The organism is Pseudomonas sp. St290, from assembly GCF_018325805.1.
In the GTDB taxonomy this organism is placed as follows: domain Bacteria; phylum Pseudomonadota; class Gammaproteobacteria; order Pseudomonadales; family Pseudomonadaceae; genus Aquipseudomonas; species Aquipseudomonas bijieensis.
Genome location: NZ_AP014703.1, coordinates 3,016,405 through 3,032,892 on the forward strand (window position 1 = coordinate 3,016,405; position 16,488 = coordinate 3,032,892).

The 16,488-nt window shown below is 63.3% G+C and carries 18 protein-coding genes; 7 read left to right on the plus strand and 11 right to left on the minus strand.

What is annotated here, in order from left to right:
- Positions 1–86: 86 nt before the first annotated feature.
- The 3 genes from PBDP_RS13285 to PBDP_RS13295 all read left to right on the plus strand — a co-directional run bounded on the left by PBDP_RS13285 (position 87) and on the right by PBDP_RS13295 (position 4,574).
- A complete protein-coding gene (locus PBDP_RS13285) occupies positions 87–1,508 on the plus strand; it encodes an MFS transporter (RefSeq protein ID WP_240337729.1) in 1,422 nt (473 codons plus the stop codon).
- Entirely contained in the window at positions 1,505–2,779 is a 1,275-nt protein-coding gene (locus PBDP_RS13290; RefSeq protein ID WP_212802373.1) for a glucarate dehydratase family protein, read from the plus strand. The genes PBDP_RS13285 and PBDP_RS13290 overlap by 4 nt, the downstream gene beginning before the upstream one ends.
- 610 nt (positions 2,780–3,389) lie before the next feature.
- Positions 3,390–4,574 (plus strand): porin, encoded by a 1,185-nt coding sequence (locus PBDP_RS13295; RefSeq protein ID WP_109756162.1) that lies wholly within the window; start codon positions 3,390–3,392, stop codon positions 4,572–4,574.
- A 145-nt stretch (positions 4,575–4,719) separates the two neighbouring features.
- Here PBDP_RS13295 and PBDP_RS13300 read toward each other — a convergent pair whose 3' ends face one another.
- The 11 genes from PBDP_RS13300 to PBDP_RS13350 all read right to left on the minus strand — a co-directional run bounded on the left by PBDP_RS13300 (position 4,720) and on the right by PBDP_RS13350 (position 13,939).
- Positions 4,720–6,216, minus strand: coding sequence for a nitrite reductase (locus tag PBDP_RS13300; protein ID WP_116832247.1), 1,497 nt, complete (start codon positions 6,214–6,216; stop codon positions 4,720–4,722).
- On the minus strand, positions 6,213–7,055 hold the full coding sequence (gene cobA, locus PBDP_RS13305; protein WP_212802374.1) for a uroporphyrinogen-III C-methyltransferase: 843 nt from the start codon (positions 7,053–7,055) through the stop codon (positions 6,213–6,215). The genes PBDP_RS13300 and cobA overlap by 4 nt, the downstream gene beginning before the upstream one ends.
- A 39-nt stretch (positions 7,056–7,094) precedes the next feature.
- Positions 7,095–8,273, minus strand: a complete 1,179-nt coding sequence (gene nirJ, locus PBDP_RS13310) for a heme d1 biosynthesis radical SAM protein NirJ (protein ID WP_212802375.1) — start codon at positions 8,271–8,273, stop codon at positions 7,095–7,097.
- A gap of 29 nt (positions 8,274–8,302) precedes the next feature.
- Entirely contained in the window at positions 8,303–8,839 is a 537-nt protein-coding gene (ahbB, locus tag PBDP_RS13315; RefSeq protein ID WP_116832249.1) for a siroheme decarboxylase subunit beta, read from the minus strand.
- The gene (locus PBDP_RS13320) at positions 8,814–9,257 is read right to left on the minus strand and encodes an Lrp/AsnC family transcriptional regulator (RefSeq protein WP_163853895.1); all 444 of its coding nucleotides are present in this window, start codon (positions 9,255–9,257) and stop codon (positions 8,814–8,816) included. Before PBDP_RS13320 ends, ahbB (PBDP_RS13315) begins: the two co-directional genes overlap by 26 nt.
- Positions 9,250–9,762 (minus strand): siroheme decarboxylase subunit beta, encoded by a 513-nt coding sequence (gene ahbB / locus PBDP_RS13325; RefSeq protein ID WP_212802376.1) that lies wholly within the window; start codon positions 9,760–9,762, stop codon positions 9,250–9,252. The genes PBDP_RS13320 and ahbB (PBDP_RS13325) overlap by 8 nt, the downstream gene beginning before the upstream one ends.
- Positions 9,759–10,217: an Lrp/AsnC family transcriptional regulator gene (locus tag PBDP_RS13330; RefSeq protein ID WP_109756155.1), complete on the minus strand. Its 459-nt coding sequence runs from the start codon at positions 10,215–10,217 to the stop codon at positions 9,759–9,761. Before PBDP_RS13330 ends, ahbB (PBDP_RS13325) begins: the two co-directional genes overlap by 4 nt.
- 2 nt (positions 10,218–10,219) lie before the next feature.
- Positions 10,220–11,398, minus strand: coding sequence for a cytochrome D1 domain-containing protein (locus PBDP_RS13335; protein WP_109756154.1), 1,179 nt, complete (start codon positions 11,396–11,398; stop codon positions 10,220–10,222).
- Entirely contained in the window at positions 11,395–11,697 is a 303-nt protein-coding gene (locus tag PBDP_RS13340; protein WP_212802501.1) for a c-type cytochrome, read from the minus strand. Before PBDP_RS13340 ends, PBDP_RS13335 begins: the two co-directional genes overlap by 4 nt.
- Before the next feature lie 229 nt (positions 11,698–11,926).
- Positions 11,927–12,235, minus strand: a complete 309-nt coding sequence (locus PBDP_RS13345; protein ID WP_163853888.1) for a c-type cytochrome — start codon at positions 12,233–12,235, stop codon at positions 11,927–11,929.
- A gap of 24 nt (positions 12,236–12,259) precedes the next feature.
- A complete protein-coding gene (locus PBDP_RS13350; protein ID WP_116832254.1) occupies positions 12,260–13,939 on the minus strand; it encodes a cytochrome D1 domain-containing protein in 1,680 nt (559 codons plus the stop codon).
- Between the two features lie 267 nt (positions 13,940–14,206).
- Here PBDP_RS13350 and PBDP_RS13355 point away from each other — a divergent pair, with 267 nt between their 5' ends.
- From PBDP_RS13355 to PBDP_RS13370, 4 genes are all read left to right on the plus strand, one after another.
- A complete protein-coding gene (locus PBDP_RS13355) occupies positions 14,207–14,941 on the plus strand; it encodes a CbbQ/NirQ/NorQ/GpvN family protein (protein WP_370873808.1) in 735 nt (244 codons plus the stop codon).
- Positions 14,925–15,509, plus strand: coding sequence for a cytochrome c oxidase subunit 3 family protein (locus tag PBDP_RS13360; protein WP_212802377.1), 585 nt, complete (start codon positions 14,925–14,927; stop codon positions 15,507–15,509). Before PBDP_RS13355 ends, PBDP_RS13360 begins: the two co-directional genes overlap by 17 nt.
- A gap of 12 nt (positions 15,510–15,521) precedes the next feature.
- Positions 15,522–15,767, plus strand: a complete 246-nt coding sequence (locus PBDP_RS13365; RefSeq protein WP_212802378.1) for a cytochrome C oxidase subunit IV family protein — start codon at positions 15,522–15,524, stop codon at positions 15,765–15,767.
- A gap of 278 nt (positions 15,768–16,045) precedes the next feature.
- Complete coding sequence (locus PBDP_RS13370; protein WP_134924098.1) at positions 16,046–16,486, plus strand: c-type cytochrome; 441 nt, start codon at positions 16,046–16,048, stop codon at positions 16,484–16,486.
- Positions 16,487–16,488 lie beyond the last annotated feature (2 nt).

Consider the following 16,488-nt stretch of genomic DNA (forward strand, 5'->3'; position numbering starts at 1 on the left):
TCAATCCAGGTATCAATCAAGTGCCAAGTTAGATTAGACGGGAACAATCCACCGCGTCCATCATCGTCCCGTTCCCCACAAAAACAATGATCGGGAGGCACCCCTTGAATAACGTAACGGACTCCACCCATGACAGCACCCTGGCGCTCGCGGCGGCCAAGGTCAAACGTCATGTCCTGCCGCTGGTGGTGGTGATGTTCATCGTCAACTACATCGACCGGGTCAACATCGGCTTCGTGCGCAGTCACCTGGAAACCGACCTGGGCATCGGTGCCGCGGCCTACGGGCTCGGCGCCGGGCTGTTCTTCATCGGCTACGCGCTGTTCGAAGTGCCGTCCAACATGCTGCTGCAACGCTACGGCGCGCGGGCCTGGCTGACGCGCATCATGTTCACCTGGGGCGCGGCGGCCATGGCCATGGCCTTTGTGCGCGGCGAGACCAGTTTTTATGTGCTGCGCTTCATCCTCGGCGCGGCGGAGGCGGGGTTCTTTCCCGGCATCATCTACTACTTCACCCAATGGCTGCCCGCCAATGAGCGCGGCAAGGCGATGGCGATCTTCCTGAGCGGCTCGGCCATCGCCTCGGTGATTTCCGGCCCGGTGTCCGGCGCCTTGCTGCATATCAGCGGGATGGGCCTGCATGGCTGGCAGTGGATGTTCCTGATCGAAGGTTTCGCCTCCATTGTGCTGTGCGGGTTCGTCTGGTTCTGGCTGCAATCGCACCCGAGCCAGGCCAAATGGCTGACGACTGAAGAAAAAACCGTATTGATCGCCGCCATCGCCGAAGAGCAACGGGCCCGGGAAGCGGCGCAAGTGATCAAGCCGTCGATGTTCAAGTTGCTGGCCGACCGACAGATCGCGCTGTTCTGTTTCATCTACTTTTCCATCGCCCTGACCATCTACGGCGCCACGTTCTGGCTGCCGAGCATGATCAAGAAAATGGGCAACCTGGGGGACTTCCAGGTCGGTTTGCTCAACTCTATCCCGTGGATCATTTCCATCGTTGCCATGTACGGCTTTGCCGCCCTGGCCGGCAAATGGAAGTTCCAGCAGGCCTGGGTTGCGGTGACGCTGGTGGTGGCTGCGTTCGGCATGTTCATGTCCACCACGGGTGGGCCGATCTTTGCCTTCGTGGCGATCTGTTTTGCGGCGATCGGTTTCAAGGCCGCGTCGGCGTTGTTCTGGCCGATTCCTCAGGGCTACCTGGATGCGCGCATCGCCGCGGCGGTGATCGCCCTGATCAACTCCATCGGCAACCTCGGCGGCTTCGTGGCGCCGACGGCCTTCGGTTTCCTGGAGCAAACCACCGGGTCCATCGAAGGTGGGCTGTATGGGCTGGCAATCACCTCCCTGGTTGCCGCCGTGGTGATTTTCTTTGCCCGCACCAAGCCGGGCCGCGATACGCCGAATTCATTGTCCGGCCGACCTGAAACCGTTGCCGATACCGTTGCGGGTCAACCGGAAAAACCCCAAGCCTTGAACCCTGGCCCATCGGGAGCCGCTGTATGAAGATCAAACGCGTCACTGTCACCCCCATCGCCTTTCGCGACCCACCTTTGCTCAACGCCAGCGGCATCCATGAGCCGTTCGCGCTGCGCTCGATCATCGAGATCGAGAGCGACAACGGTTACATCGGCCTGGGGGAGAGCTACGGCGATGCGCCGGCCCTGGCGATCCAGCAGCAGTTGCAGAGCCAGTTGATCGGCCTCGATCCGTTCAATCTCAACCAGTTGCGAGCCATCGTCCAGGCGACCGTCGCCGCGCAGAAACCGCCGAGCCTGGCCGGTGCCGAACTGGCGCCGGGTTCCCATGCGAGCAAGGCAGTGAGCAATGCCTATTCGGCGTTCGAAGTGGCCTGCCTGGACCTGCAGGCCCACTACCTGAACGTGCCGCTGGTGGACCTGTTGGGTGGTGCGATTCGCGACGAGATTCCGTTCAGCGCCTATCTGTTTTTCAAGTATGCCGAGCACATCGATTCGCCGTATCCGCCAGACAGTTGGGGCGAGGCGCTCGACGAGCAGCAGATCGTTGCCCAGGCCCGGCGGATGATCCAGGACTATGGCTTCAAGAGCATCAAGCTCAAGGCCGGTGCCCTCGATCCAGAGCATGAAGTCGCCTGCATCAAGGCGTTGAAACAAGCGTTTCCCGGCTATCCGCTGCGCATCGATCCCAATGCCAACTGGTCGCTGGAAACCTCGATTCGCATGGCCGAGCTGCTGGGCGATGACTTGCAGTACTACGAAGACCCGACGCCGGGGCTGGAAGGCATGGCCGAGCTGCACAAGCGCACGGGACTGGCGCTGGCGACCAATATGGTGGTCACCGATTTCGACGAGTTTCGCCGTAGCGTAGCGTTGAACAGCGTGCAGATCGTATTGGCTGACCACCATTACTGGGGCGGCCTGCGGGACACCCAGGCCTTGGCGAAAATGTGCAGCACCTTCGGCCTGGGCGTGTCGATGCATTCGAACTCGCACCTGGGCATCAGCCTCATGGCCATGGCCCACGTGGCGGCGGCGGTGCCGAACCTGGACTATGCCTGCGACACCCATTACCCGTGGCAGGAACCGGATGAGGAAGTGGTCAAGGGCGGCAAGCTGCCGATTGTCGACGGCTGCGTGAAGATCACCCGGGCGCCTGGCCTTGGCTTGGAACTGGACCGCGATCAGCTGGGCAAGCTGCATGACCAGTTTCTCAGTTGCGGCATCCGCCAGCGCGATGATGTGCGGCAGATGCAGCGCTACCGGCCGGAGTGGAAAACCGTCAAGCCGAGGTTCTGATCCAAAGGTGAGGGGGCCTGCTGCGCAGGCCAGCGGGAGCAAGCTCCTGTGGCGAGGGGGGATCTGTGGGAGCAAGGCTTGCCCGCGATGAACGATAACGCGCTTCAACTGTTCGACCGCGGCGCGGTTATCGCGGGCAAGCCTTGCTCCCACAGATAAATCCCCTCGCCACAGGTCGGTGGTATTGATCCCCCCTACATTCCCCGGCCATCCTGCGGCCCCCACCCAAAGTACCGCACCCGCCTGCATCGGGGTCTTACACCCAAACTGCCGCACCCGCCTGCATCGGGGTCTTACACCCAAACTGCCGCACCCGCCTGCATCGGGGTCTTACACCCAAACTGCCGCACCCGCCTGCATCGGGGTCTTACACCCAAACTGCCGCACCCGCCTGCATCGGGGTCTTACACCCAAACTGCCGCACCCGCCTGCATCGGGGTCTTACACCCAAACTGCCGCACCCGCCAGCCTCGCCGTCTTACACCCAAACTGCCGCGCCAGGCCGGCGCTTCCAAAGCATTCGCCAATTGCCTCCAAGGCAGCGTATGACGCGCCCCGGCGCCTTTCGATAATCGCCTCCGACATCCCGTCCCCTGTTGCGGAGCGCGCCATGCACAACAATAAAAATACCCGCCAACGTTTTTTGCCTGCAGTCCTCGCCGGTGTTTCGAGCCTGGGCCTGATGCCTTGGGCCAACGCCGAAATCATGCTGTATGACAAGGACCAGACCACCTTTTCCACCGACGGTTACATCAACGCCTTTTACGTCAACAGCGACGTGGACCGCGCCGGTGAGCAGTACGACCGTCGGCAGGCGCGGGTCAAGATGGGCTTCTTGCCCAACTACCTGGGCTTCAACATGGGCAAGCAGGTCGATGACCTCAAGCTCGGTGCCCGGGCCTCGTTCTGGGTGACCATCAACGACAGCGAAACCAACGGCACCGACACCGCCATCGACGTGCGCCAGTTCTACGGCACCGTGGCCAACCCGGAGTGGGGCGAGGTGCTGATCGGCAAAGACTTCGGTCTGTTTGCCCGCTCCAACATCCTGCTGGACGAACTGCTGGCCGGTTACGGTCAGGTCAGCGACACCCTGGGGCTGGTAGACGGCGGTGGCGTCTCGTTCGGCAACATCGGCAGTGGTTATCCGTACCCGTTCCCGACCTCGCAGATCACCTACCGCACGCCGGTGATGGATGGCTTGCGAGTGGCGGTGGGAATCATGGACCCGGTGGACACCAACGACAACAGCGCCACCGGCAAGGCCTACCAGGAGAACCCGCGTACCGAGAGCGAGATCACCTACCAGTTCGACCTGGGCGGGGCGAAGATCTACAGCTGGCTCAACGGCAGCTACCAGACCTCGGACAATACCGACTCCACCGTCGAATCGGTCACTTCCAAGGGCCTGGGGTATGGCGTGCAGGCCAAGATGGGCGGGTTGTCGCTCACCGGTTCGGGGTTCCAGGCCAAGGGCATCAACCCGTTCTTCACCAACAACGCCGGTGAAGCCACCCTGCGCAATGTCGACAGCAAGGGCTACCTGTTGCAGGGCTCCTACAAGCTGGGCAAGAACCGCCTGGCGCTGTCCTACGGCAAGACCGATGACGACGGCAATGGCGTGGTGGGCAGTGGCGCCGATTACGAAACCCGTGGCGTCGCGTTGTTCCACGACATCAACGACAACCTCAAGCTCGTGGCCGAGTACAACCAGTTCGAAATCAACGGCCACGATACCAGTGCCCAGAACGAAGACACCGACACCTTTGCGGTGGGGGCGGTGCTCACCTGGTAAGGGGGGCGACGCTGTCTGTGGGAGCAAGGCTTGCCCGCGATAGCCACGCCGCGGTCAAACAGTGGAACCGCGTTATCGTTCATCGCGGGCAAGCCTTGCTCCCACAGGCCTTTGCTATTGGGGCTGCGCATCAGCCCCCTTTTTTTCAATGAGACGTCCCCTCGGCGAACTCGATCTTGTTGCCGACGTTGTACTTGCCCGAAGGTTTGTTCATGGGCAGGCGCTTGATCTCCTTGAGGGTGTTGCTGTCGTAGACGATCAGCGCGCCATCGGTATCCCAGATGCTCACTAGCAGGTAGCGGCCATCGCGGGTGAACTCGACGTGGGCGGCGGTTTTGCCGGGCACGGGTCGCAGGGTGTGGGCGATTTCCAGGGTCTGTTTGTCGATCAGGTGGATGGCATCGTTGTCGGGGCCGAAGAACACATCGGTCCAGGCGTAGCGCGAGTTGGCGTGGCTGCGCAGGAAGAAACCCGGCCCCAGCGTGGGGATCTGCTTGATGACTTTCCAGGTGTCGAAGTCGATCACCGAAATCAGGCCCTTGCTGATGTTGGGCGTGGCGAACACCCAATGCCCATCGCGCTTCCAATAGGTCCCCGAGCCCAGGTGGGGCATGCCCGGCAAGGCGATGTCAGTGACGACCCGGCCGGTGTCGAGATCGATCACCTGTCCGCCCTGAGCCTTGCGCGAGGTGGCGAGCAATTGCCGGTAATCGGGCGAGAAGGAAAAATCGTCCAGGTAATCCTCGGCCTCGATACGCCTGGGCACAAAGTCCGGGTTCGGCCCGGTGGACAGTTCCCAGACCTCTTTGACGTCTTTCAAAGCCACGATGAAGCTGTTGCGCGGCGGCGCGGTATAGACCGCACTGACTCGCGACGCCTGGCCGTCCAGCCCCACCGTTGCAAGGGTCTTGACCGGTGACAGGTCGCGGGCATCGAGCACTACCAGATTGCCGGGCAGGGTATTGCCCACCAGCACCCAGCGACCGTCCTTGCTCACCGCCAGGTTGCGGGTATTGAGCCCGGCCCGTACCTCGGCGATGAGCTTGAGGTTATGCAGGTCATACAGGCTGATCCAGCCGTCCCGGGAGGCGAAATAGACGAAGCGCCCGTCGGGGGAAAATTTGGGGCCGCCATGCACCGCAAAATGTGAGGCGAAGCGCGCCAGGACTTCGAAGCGATCGCCGTCGACGATATTGACGTGATGATCGCCAGCCTCCACCACCACGAACAGGTTCAGCGGGTCGGCGTGGTGCTGGGGTTTATCGGGCAGGGTAGCGACATCCGCCAGCAGGCGATGACTGCGACGAGTGTCGTCCTCGCTCCAGGTCGGTTCGACGGCGGGCGGACGCTGGAGATAGTGGGTCAGGCCATCGATCTGCGCAGGCTCCAGCACCGCACCGAACGCCGCCATCTGGCTGGCCGGGCGTCCATTTTCGATCACCTGGCGGATCTCGTCGGGTTTGATCCGGCTCAGGCTCTGGGGCAAGAGCGCCGGCCCGGCGGCGCCGATGCGATTCACCCCGTGGCACTGCTGGCAGTGTTGCTGGTAGGTCTGTTCGGCCAAGGCCAGGTCCGGTTCAGCCGCCGTAGCGCCCGGGACGACACCGATCCACAACAACGGGGCAAGCCAGCCGATTCTCATGATGCCACCCTCGCGATACCAGACTGGAGCGGTATGGCCGGGTGCAGGCGGGCCGGATGCTCCAGTAGCTGATGGGCGAACAAACCGACCACCTTGCCGATCACCGTCAAGGTCGGCAGGCCTTCGGCGCACGCCAGGGCCATCTCCGGCAATTGCTGGAGGGTGCCGCGCAGGACCTGCTGATCGGGCCGCGTGCCGTTGCTGATCAACGCCGCCGGGGTATCGGCCGCCAGGCCTGCCGCGATCAGCCGCGCGGCGATGGTGCCCAGGTTCGACAAGCCCATGTAGAACACCAGGGTCTGGCTGTCATCCGCCAGGCTTTGCCAAGGCAGGTTCAAATCGCCTTCGCGTTGCAGGTGGCCGGTGATGAACCGGCAGGAATTGACCAGGTCGCGATGGGTCAGGGGAATGCCGGCATAAGTGCTGCAACCGGCTGCGGCGGTGATGCCCGGCACGACTTGGCAATCGATACCCCGGGCCAGCAGATACTCCAGCTCCTCGGCGCCGCGACCGAAGATGAACGGGTCACCGCCCTTGAGTCGCACCACCCGTTGTCCCTGGTCGGCCAGGTCAGCCAGCAGTTCGTTGATCTGCGGTTGGGGCAGGCTGTGGCAACCGGCGGCCTTGCCGACGTAATGCCGGGCGCAGGTCAGTGGGATCAGGCTGAGCAATTGCGGGCTGATCAAACGGTCGTAGACCACCGCGTCGGCCTGCATCAACAGACTCCAGGCGCGCAGAGTCAGCAGGCCCGGGTCACCGGGACCGGCGCCGACCAGGGCGACTTCACCCGGTCTGAAGGGCGATTGCAGGGCAGCGGGCAAAACGATGGAGGCAGGCATGGGACTTCCTTGGTTCGATATCAGGTTCGCCGTCGGTTATCAGGCGCAGGGCGTCGCAACGCTGGGGATCGCGTGCAAGCCGATTTCTTCGTCGCTGAGGTGGCAGCCGGGGTCCTGGCCCCAGAGGTCGCCGTCGGCCCAGGCGCGGGTGCGGGTATTGCCGTTGCAGATCGCCAGCCAGCGGCATTGCCCACAGCGGCCACCCACGGCCCGCGGGTGTTCGCGCAGCTTGAGCAGCAGGGCATCGGGGCGCTCTGACCAGAGTCTCTTGAATGGGGTCTGGCGGACATTGCCCACCGAGTGCTGCCACCAGTACGTGTCGGGGTGGACCTCGCCGGTATTGTCGATGTTGGCGATGCCGCTACCCGACGCGTTGCCGCCCCAGGCCCGCAGCATCCGTTCCAGTGCGGTGTAGTGTTGCGGTAGTCGGCGGGATACCCATTGCAGCAACAGGATCGCATCGGCGTCGTTGTTGCCGCTGACGAAGTCACTGTCGCGGCCCTGTTCAATGTCGTGCCAGGCCCGCTCGAAGATCAAGGCCATGGCCTCGCGGCTCATCTGCTGGTGGGCATCGAGCTTGCGACTGCGCTTGCCGCGTCCGCTGTAGTTCAGATGCGACAGATAGAATTTCTGCACATCGTATTCGTTCATCAGGTCCAGCAACCGGGGCAGTTGAGCATGGTTCTGCTGGGTGAGGGTGGTGCGCAACCCGACCCGGATCCCTTGTTCGCGGCAGAGCCGGATGGCCGCCATGGAGCGGGCGAAACTGCCCTTGAGCTGGCGGAATTCATCGTGGATCGCTTCCAGGCCGTCGATGCTGATGCCGACGTAGTCGAAGTGTGCCTCGCTGATTTGCTGGATATTGCTCGCGTCGATCAGTGTGCCGTTGGTGGACAGGGCGAGGAAAAAGCCCTTGCCGCGGGCATAGGCGCTGAGCTGGAAGAGGTCGTCGCGCAGCAGGGGTTCGCCGCCGGACAGGATCAGCACGCGCACCCCGGCATCATGCAGGTCATCGATGACCTGGAGCGCCGCCGCGGTGTCCAGTTCATCGCGAAACACGCTGTCGGCCGAGGTCGCATAGCAGTGTTTGCAGGTCAGGTTGCAGCGCCTGAGCAGGTTCCAGATCACCACCGGCGGGCGCTGGCTGCCCGGTGGCGCGACTCGTGGAGCGGGGCATTGCCCGGCCAGGGCTCGCAGGTAGTGGCTTATCCTCAACATAAAAGCGCTCCTTCGGTCGGCATGCGGGTTCAGCCCAGGCTTGGCGACAGGCGCAGGCCGGTTTTTTTCAGGATGCGGCTGCTCACCAGCATGTCGTCGGCGGCACAGGCGTCCCCCAGCAGGTAGCGCAGGTGTTCGCGGTAGCTGTCGATTTCTTCGCGGCTACGGCCATGGACCATGGCGAACAGGTTGTAGCGCCAGCCGGGCCGGCGCGGGCGCCGGTAGCAATGGCTGACGAAGGGCTGCGCGCCCAGCAGCGCGCCAAGGCGCGAGATGTCGGCGTCGGCCACGTCCCAGACCGTCATGCCGTTGTGGCGATAGCCCAGGCGATAGTGATTAGGCACGGCCGCGATGCGGCGGATCGCGCCTTCGGCCTGCAAGCGCTTGAGCAGGTCGAGGGTGGATTCCACACTCAGGCCCAGTTGCTCGGCCAGCCAGGCCCAGGGGTCTTCGAGCAAGGGCAGGCCGGCCTGGGTCAGTTCCACCAGCCGCAGGGCCAGGGGCGTTTCATCCAGCCGTGGTGGCGCTTGCCACAAAGACTCAGACGGGGAAATACAGGCCGACATGGTAGGTCTCCTCTTTGGGCAGGTTCAGCGGCACCAGGCCGGTCAGATGTTCGATGCGCAGCAGGGTGTCGTTGATCGCCTGTTCGCTGGGGCAGGCGAGCACGAACCACATGTTCCAGGCGTGCTCGCGGCGGTAGTTGTGGGCGACCTCGGGCATGTCCGCGAGCAGCTCGGCGATGGCCTCGAAGCGCGGCTCGGGCACCGCCAGCGCCGCCAGGGTGAACGCACCGCCCAGGCGATCGATGTCGAACATCGGGCCGAAGCGGGTGAGCACGCCGTCGTTGAGCAGCTCATGCAGGCGGTCGAGCAATTCGCTAGCGCTGCTGTCCAGTTCATGGGCCAGGGCCTGCCAAGGATGACGGACCAGCGGCAGTCCCAGTTGCAGGCGATTGATCAGGCGGCGGTCGAGGTCATCCATCGATACGGGCTCCGGCCGGCGCGGCGAAACGTCCGCCGCATTGCTTGAACAGGTGCGTGCTGAACAGCAACTGGTGGGGCAGGTCGTCCAGCAGATGCTCTTCCAGCAGCGCCTGGACCTGGGCTTCGACACGGTCACGCTGGCGACCGTGGATCATGCAGAACAGGTTGTATTGCCACTGGGGCAGACGCCGGGGGCGTTGGTAGCAAAGGCTGATGCCCGGCGCCTGGCCGAGGCGACGGCCGACTTCATCGACCAAGGCGTCGGGCACGTCCAGCACCAGCATGGCGTTGGCGGCAAATCCCAAGGCGCGATGGTTGACCACCAGGCCTACGCGGCGGAACAGGCCCTGTCCATGCCAGTGCTGCATCTGCTCGAGCACCTGTTGCTCGCTGGCCTCGATCTGCTCGGCCAGGGCCTGGAAGGGCCGCGATGTCAGGGGCAGGCCGGTCTCCAGCAGACGGCGCAGTTCCAGTGACTGTTGCTCACTCAGGGCGTTTTTCATGGGGTGGCCTCCAGGGCAAAGCCCAGGTCGATGCGATAGGCGGTCAGCATGGGCAGGTCCAGCGGGGTGAGACCAGTGTCGTGTTCCAGTTCCTGGAGGATGTTTTCCAGGTGGGCACGGGTGGGGCCGGTCAGTACGAACCACAGGTTGTAGCGATGTTCCCGGGCATAGTTGTGATTGACTTCCGGGTATTGGCTGATGCGTGCCGCCACCTGGTGCAAGCGGTCTTCGGGCACAGCCAGGGCGGCCAGGGTGCTGGCGCCGGCCCGGGTGTGTTCGAACACCGGGCCGACCCGCGACAAGGTCCCGGCCACTTGCAGGTGTTGCAGGCAGTCGATGACCTGGGCTTCGCTGCAGCCCAAGGTCTCGGCCATGGCTCGATAGGGCTCGGCGCACAACGGCAGGCCATGCTGGAATTGATCGATCAGGCGCCGGGCCAGTGAGCTGGATGTCATGGTCAATACCCCGGCTTGTGCGCGCGGCTGCTGAAGAAAATACCGCTGGGGCTCAGGGCCGGCAGGCTGCCCAGGCGTTCGAGCCGATACGGGTTCCAGACCTGTACCTCGCCACCGTCCCGGGCGGACAGCCACAGCTGGTCACCTCGTGCGGTGAACTCCATGTGCAACACGGCCGGTCCCGGTCGCAGGTCTGCGACGACGGCGTGAGTCTGGGTGTCGATGACCTGGACGCGGTCGTTGTCCGGGTAGGCGAAGTTGACCCACAGTTGCCGGCCGTCCGGTCGCGCGGTGACGAACACCGGTTGGCCGGCCACGGCGATGGCGTCGGTCTGCTGCCAGTCCCGGGCATTCATCACCAGTACCTGGTGATGCCCGACGGCAGGCACGAAGGCTTGCTGGTCGGCCAGGGCCCAGCCTTCCAGATGCGGCATCTTGTACACCGGGAGCCGATCCTGGCCGCGCCCGTAATGCCCCAGCACCCGTTTTACGCCGTGTTCCGGATGCCACAGGTCGAGTTGGGCCATGCCGTCTTCACCGAACAGCCCGGCCATGTAGTAACGCCCATCCGGGGTGATCAGTGCGTCGTAGGGTTGTTGGCCGATGGCGGTGAAACGCTCGATGCTCGGGGTGAGACCCTGGCTGAAGTCGGCGGTCCAGATCTCGCCGGTGTCGAACAGGCTGAACACGAAGCGTTGTCCCGGGGCGTCCACCAGACCCACCACTCGCGAACGTTTCTTGCCGTCAGGCAAGGGTGTGGCCGGAATGTCGGCGACCTGTTCCAGGGTCTGGGCATCGAACACCTTGACCCCGCCGGGTTCGTAGTTGGAGACGGCGATCAGCTTGCCGTCCTGGCTGATCGCGCCGCCGATGCTGTTGCCGCCCTGGATGATCCGGCGGTCGATGCGCGCGCTCAGCAGGTCGACTTTGCTCAGGCCACCATCGCGGCCGAACACATAGGCGTAGCGCTGGTCGCGGGAGAACACCACCGAGGCGTGGGAGAGGTCGCCCAGGCCTTCAACGCGGGCGAGGGCGGTGCGGGTATCGCTTTCGATGATTTGCAGGCTGCCGTTGGCACGCTCCACCACTACGCCCAGATCGCCGGTGCCGCGCAGCGGTGTCTGGGTGCAACCGCAGAGCAGCAGGGCGATGGCCGTGAAGGACAGGAAAGAACGGATCATGAGGCGGGTTTTCCTTGAAGGAGCCGGTCCACCAGCCAGCGAATGTCGTCGGGCGCAAGCAGCGATGCCCAACCGGGCATGGCGCTGCCGGGCCGTCCGAGGGTGACGGTGGCGATGAGGCTGTCGCGGGATTTTCCGGCCAGGGCTTCGAGGGTCAGGGGTGGGCCGAGGCCGCCGGTCATGTACAGGCCGTGGCAGGCGCCACAATCCTGGTCCAGCAGGTGTTGCAGTTGGGCCTGGCGCTGGCTGTCGGGAGCGGCCAGCACGCAGGAGGAAAAAATAAAGAGGAGGGTGGTCATCGAGGTGGTAAAGCGCTGTCGTTCCATGACGTCCTCCGATATTGAGTTGCATCGCTTTTGTGGCGAGGGAGCTTGCTCCCGCTGGCTGCGCAGCAGCCCCTTGGGTTTACCTGACACACTGAGTCGCCAGGTTGCTATTGGGGCTGCTGCGCAGCCCAGCGGGAGCAAGCTCCCTCGCCACGGGTTTTGTGTCAGGCAGGTCCTGCCTACAAGGCCTTTTCTGCCTGTGTTATTTAAGGGTCAAGACCCACGCAGCGAGGATCTTGGCCTCTTCTTCCGTCACGGGGTTGGCCGGCATCGGCATCGGTCCCCAGTTGCCTTGCGTACCCTCCTTGATGTGCTTGGCGAGCACGTCCTGGGCCCCAGCGACACCGGCGTTTTTTGCCGCGACCTCCTTGAGCGCCGGGCCCACCACCTTGGTGTCGATGGAGTGGCAGGCTGCACAGGGCTTGCTCTTGAACAGCGTCGGGCCGTCTTGTGCCAGCGTCGGTAGGCTATAGGCGGCGGTCAGGGCCAAGGCAATCAGAATAGGCTTCATGGTTTTTCCTCTTATTGATGGGGCTCAATAGATGTCGTGTTGGGTGTTGTAGACGTTGAATTTCCCGGTAGGGGTGATCAGGCGCTTGTCCTTGATCACGTTCTTGACCTTGAGGGTCTTGTCGTCGATCACCACCAGCGCCGACTCGTCTTCCTGGCCACTCCAGACCGAGAACCAGACCTCGTCGCCGGCCTTGTTGTACTCCGGCTGCACCACGCGTAACGCGCCTTTCTTGATACCGGCGTACTCGGCAATCGGCAGCACGGTGTAGCCGGCGTCGAGCTTGTTGATGTCGAATACCGCCACCGACTGGCTGAGCTTGGCGTCGGGGCTGAGGGTGGTGTCGACATACAGATGGTTGGACGCGGGGTGAGTCTTGATGAACAGCGAGCCGCCACCCTGGCCCTGCAACGAGCCGACCTGTTTCCAGGCGTATTGCGGGTGTTTGATCGGGTCGGTGCCGATCAGCGAAACCCCGGCGTCGCCCAGGTGGCTGGTGGCCCAGACCGGTCCGTAGAGTGGGTGGTTGAAGTTCGCGCCGCGTCCCGGGTGCGGGGTCTTGCCCACGTCCACCAGGGCGGTGAGCTTGCGTTCCTTGGAGTCGATCACCGCGACTTTGTTGGAGTTGTTGGCGGCCGTCATGAAATAGCGATGGCTGCTGTCCCAACCGCCGTCATGCAGGAACGGCGCGGCGTCGATGCTGGTGATGGTGAGGTTCTTGATGTCCTGGTAGTTGACCAGCATCACCTTGCCGGTTTCCTTGACGTTGACGATGAACTCCGGCCATTCGTGGGAGGCGATGATGGCCGCGACCCGAGGTTCCGGGTGGTACTGCTGGGTGTCGACGGTCATGCCGCGGGTCGAGACGATCTGCTTGGGCTCCAGGGTCTCGCCGTCCATGATGGTGAACTGTGGCGGCCAGTACGAACCGGCGATGGTGTATTTGTCTTCGTAGCCTTTGAACTTGGAGGTTTCCACCGAGCGGGCTTCGATGCCCACCTTGATTTCCGCGACCTTGGTCGGCTCCTTCGGCCACAGGTCGATCATGTCGATCTTGGCGTCCCGGCCAATCACCAGCAGGTAGCGACCTGATGCCGAGATGCGCGAGATGTGCACCGCATAACCGGTGTCGATCAGCTTGACGATCTTCTTGCTGTCGCCGTCGATCAAGGCGATCTTGCCGTCGTCGCGCAGGGTCACCGAGAACAGGTTCTGCAGGTTGAGGGTGCTCAGTTGCCTGGTCGGCCGGTCCTCGGGCTTGACCAGCACTTTCCAGGTCTTGCGGGTTTCGGCCATGCCCCATTCCGGCGGTGTCGGCGGGGTGTGCTGAATGAACTTGGCCATCACCGTGATCTGGTCTTTGGTCAGGGCGTTGGAGGTGCCCCAGTTCGGCATGCCGGCGGCCGAGCCGTAGGTGATCAGCGCCTCCAGGTAGGCCTGGCCGCGTGACTGGGTGATATCGGGTGTCAATGGTTTGCCGGTGGCTCCTTTGCGAAGGACCCCGTGGCAACCGGCGCAGCGCTGGAAGTAGATTTCCTTGGCCGAGTCGAAGTCGGCCTGGCTCAGGTCTGGCGCGCCTTCGGTCTTGACCACGCGGGGTTGCTCCGGCGCAGTGGTTTGGTCGGCGAAGGCGTGGGGGGCGGCCAGCGCTGTACACAGCGCCGTGACCCGCAGGGCCCACGATTTTTTGTGGCTGATCAGCATTCCATTTCTCCTCAGGCGTGACCTGCGCTGCGCAGTAATTGACGTTCGGCGCGCAGGTTCTTGGTGCGATGCAAGGCTATGCCCAGGCCGGTGGTTGGCCGCTTGACGGCGATCAAGTTTGCCGGCCGCAACCCTTGCCAGGTTGTCGCAGGGCACCGTAGCGTGGCCTGCAATCGTGTTGTCTGATCAGGCCTTGCCATGAACGCTATCCACACTTTGCAGCACCCCGACGAACCTTTTTATCAACCCCAGGACAACGAGCAGGCGATGTTCGAGCAGGCCTGGCATCACGGCATGCCGGTGCTGATCAAGGGCCCTACCGGCTGCGGCAAGACCCGTTTCGTCCAGCACATGGCCCACCGCCTGAAACTGCCGCTGTACACCGTGGCCTGCCACGATGACTTGAGCGCGGCCGACCTGGTGGGCCGTCACTTGATCGGCGCCCAGGGCACTTGGTGGCAGGACGGTCCCTTGACCCGGGCGGTGCGCGAGGGCGGCATCTGTTATCTGGATGAGGTGGTCGAAGCGCGCCAGGACACGGCCGTGGTGTTGCATCCGCTGGCCGATGATCGTCGGCAGTTGTACCTGGAGCGCACGGGCGAAGTACTGCAGGCACCGCCGTCCTTCATGCTGGTGGTGTCCTATAACCCGGGTTACCAGAACCTGCTCAAAGGCATGAAGCCAAGCACTCGCCAGCGCTTCGTGGCGATGCGTTTTGGTTATCCGGCGGTGGCCGATGAAGAGCGCATCGTTGCCCGTGAGGCGAACGTGGACATGGCCTTGGCGGCCCAGGTGGTGCGCCTGGGACAGGCGCTGCGTCGGCTCGACCAGCATGACCTGGAGGAAGTCGCCTCGACGCGCCTGCTGATCTTCGCCGCGCGCATGATCGGCTCCGGCATGGACCCGCGCCAAGCCTGCCTGGCCTGCCTGGCCGAGCCATTGAGCGACGACCCGCAGACCGTTGCCGCGTTGATGGACGTGGTCGATGTCCACTTCGGCTGAAACCATCGCCTTGCCCCGGCGCTTGCCCGGGGACCTGGCGATGTGGTTTTTCATCCTCGCCGAGCTGTCGGTGTTCGCGCTGTTGATCCTGGCGTTCACCGTCGCCCAGGCGTTGTACCCGCAGGTCTTCAGCGAAGGCCGGCAGTTGCTGGACCGCTCCACGGGCCTGGCGATGACCCTCAGCCTGCTGACCGCCGGCCTGTTCGCCGCCCTGGCCCAGGAGCAGGTCAGGCAGGACCGACCGCGTCGAGGTGCGTTGTTGTTGTGTGTGGCGTTGTTGCTCGCCTGCGGTTATGTGGGGATCAAGCTCGGCGAATATGCCCACCTGCTGGCAAACGGCTTGGGGATGGAGCACGACACGTTCTTCACCTTGTACTGGATCCTCACCGCGTTTCATTTTCTCCATGTGCTGTTGGGCATGGTGATCCTCGCCTGGCTGGCCGAAGGTTGCCGACGTCGGCGCTACGGTGCGCAGGAACATAGCGGGTTGGAGTCCGGCGTGTTGTATTGGCACATGGTCGATCTGGTCTGGGTGCTGCTGTTCCCGGTTGTCTACATCCTTGATTGAGCGGAGGTGCTCATGTCGGCTTCCCATGTCTTGATCGCCTGCTGGACGGCGCTGGCTGTGCTGAGCACTGGCACCGTCGCCCTGGGCCAGGCCGCTGCCAGCGGGTTGGTGTCCATCGCCATCCTGGTGCTCGCGGTGGCCAAGGCCTGGCTGATCGCCGACGGTTTCATGGAACTGCGCCATGCGCCGCGGTTGTGGCGGCGGTTGGTGTTGAGCTGGGCGGTGGTGCTTGCGATTGCAATCTCATTCACGCTCTGATTCCCGATGCAATCCCCTGTGGCGAGGGAGCTTGCTCCCGCTGGGCTGCGAAGCAGCCCCAACAGCAACAACTCAATCCATCTGGCACACCCCGTCAGCAGGTTTTAGGGTCGCTTCGCAACCCAGCGGGAGCAAGCTCCCTCGCCACAACAGCTCACCTGCCTTTCGGGCGGTGTTGGAACAACCCACCAAAACCATCGGAGATTCTTGATCGCCATCAAGCGGTTTCTGACCCCGCGCTTCCTAGAATGAACACGCCAAGCAATGAGGAAGCGACCATGTCAGATACCTTCACCAAAGGCATGGCCAGGAATATTTACTTCGGGGGAAGCGTGTTCTTCTTCCTGATATTCCTGGCCCTGACCTACCACACGGAACAGACCTTTCCCGAACGCAGCAACCAGGCGCAACTGACCGAATCGGTGATACGCGGCAAGGGCGTCTGGGAGCGCAACAACTGCATCGGCTGCCATACCCTGTTGGGCGAAGGCGCGTATTTTGCGCCGGAGCTGGGCAACGTAGTCAACCGGCGCGGTGGCGAGGAAGCCTTCAAGCCGTTCCTGCAGGCCTGGATGAAAATGCAGCCGCTGAACGTTCCGGGTCGTCGGGCCATGCCGCAGTTCAACCTGAGCGAGCAGGAGGTCGACGACATCGCCGAGTTCCTCAAGTGGAGCTCGAAAATCAATACCAATGGCTGGCCGCCAAACAAGGAGGGCTGAGA

Coding starts and splice junctions, on each gene's coding strand:
- PBDP_RS13370 (WP_134924098.1), top strand. CDS start 16,046: ATGTCAGATACCTTCACCAAAGGCATGGCCAGGAATATTTACTTCGGG.
- PBDP_RS13355 (WP_370873808.1), top strand. CDS start 14,207: ATGTTCGAGCAGGCCTGGCATCACGGCATGCCGGTGCTGATCAAGGGC.
- ahbB (WP_212802376.1), bottom strand. CDS start 9,762: ATGAAAAACGCCCTGAGTGAGCAACAGTCACTGGAACTGCGCCGTCTG.
- PBDP_RS13345 (WP_163853888.1), bottom strand. CDS start 12,235: ATGAAGCCTATTCTGATTGCCTTGGCCCTGACCGCCGCCTATAGCCTA.
- nirJ (WP_212802375.1), bottom strand. CDS start 8,273: ATGTTGAGGATAAGCCACTACCTGCGAGCCCTGGCCGGGCAATGCCCC.
- PBDP_RS13300 (WP_116832247.1), bottom strand. CDS start 6,216: ATGAGAATCGGCTGGCTTGCCCCGTTGTTGTGGATCGGTGTCGTCCCG.
- ahbB (WP_116832249.1), bottom strand. CDS start 8,839: ATGTCGGCCTGTATTTCCCCGTCTGAGTCTTTGTGGCAAGCGCCACCA.
- PBDP_RS13350 (WP_116832254.1), bottom strand. CDS start 13,939: ATGCTGATCAGCCACAAAAAATCGTGGGCCCTGCGGGTCACGGCGCTG.
- PBDP_RS13340 (WP_212802501.1), bottom strand. CDS start 11,697: ATGACCACCCTCCTCTTTATTTTTTCCTCCTGCGTGCTGGCCGCTCCC.
- PBDP_RS13295 (WP_109756162.1), top strand. CDS start 3,390: ATGCACAACAATAAAAATACCCGCCAACGTTTTTTGCCTGCAGTCCTC.
- PBDP_RS13365 (WP_212802378.1), top strand. CDS start 15,522: ATGTCGGCTTCCCATGTCTTGATCGCCTGCTGGACGGCGCTGGCTGTG.
- PBDP_RS13290 (WP_212802373.1), top strand. CDS start 1,505: ATGAAGATCAAACGCGTCACTGTCACCCCCATCGCCTTTCGCGACCCA.
- PBDP_RS13330 (WP_109756155.1), bottom strand. CDS start 10,217: ATGACATCCAGCTCACTGGCCCGGCGCCTGATCGATCAATTCCAGCAT.
- cobA (WP_212802374.1), bottom strand. CDS start 7,055: ATGCCTGCCTCCATCGTTTTGCCCGCTGCCCTGCAATCGCCCTTCAGA.
- PBDP_RS13360 (WP_212802377.1), top strand. CDS start 14,925: ATGTCCACTTCGGCTGAAACCATCGCCTTGCCCCGGCGCTTGCCCGGG.
- PBDP_RS13335 (WP_109756154.1), bottom strand. CDS start 11,398: ATGATCCGTTCTTTCCTGTCCTTCACGGCCATCGCCCTGCTGCTCTGC.
- PBDP_RS13285 (WP_240337729.1), top strand. CDS start 87: ATGATCGGGAGGCACCCCTTGAATAACGTAACGGACTCCACCCATGAC.
- PBDP_RS13320 (WP_163853895.1), bottom strand. CDS start 9,257: ATGGATGACCTCGACCGCCGCCTGATCAATCGCCTGCAACTGGGACTG.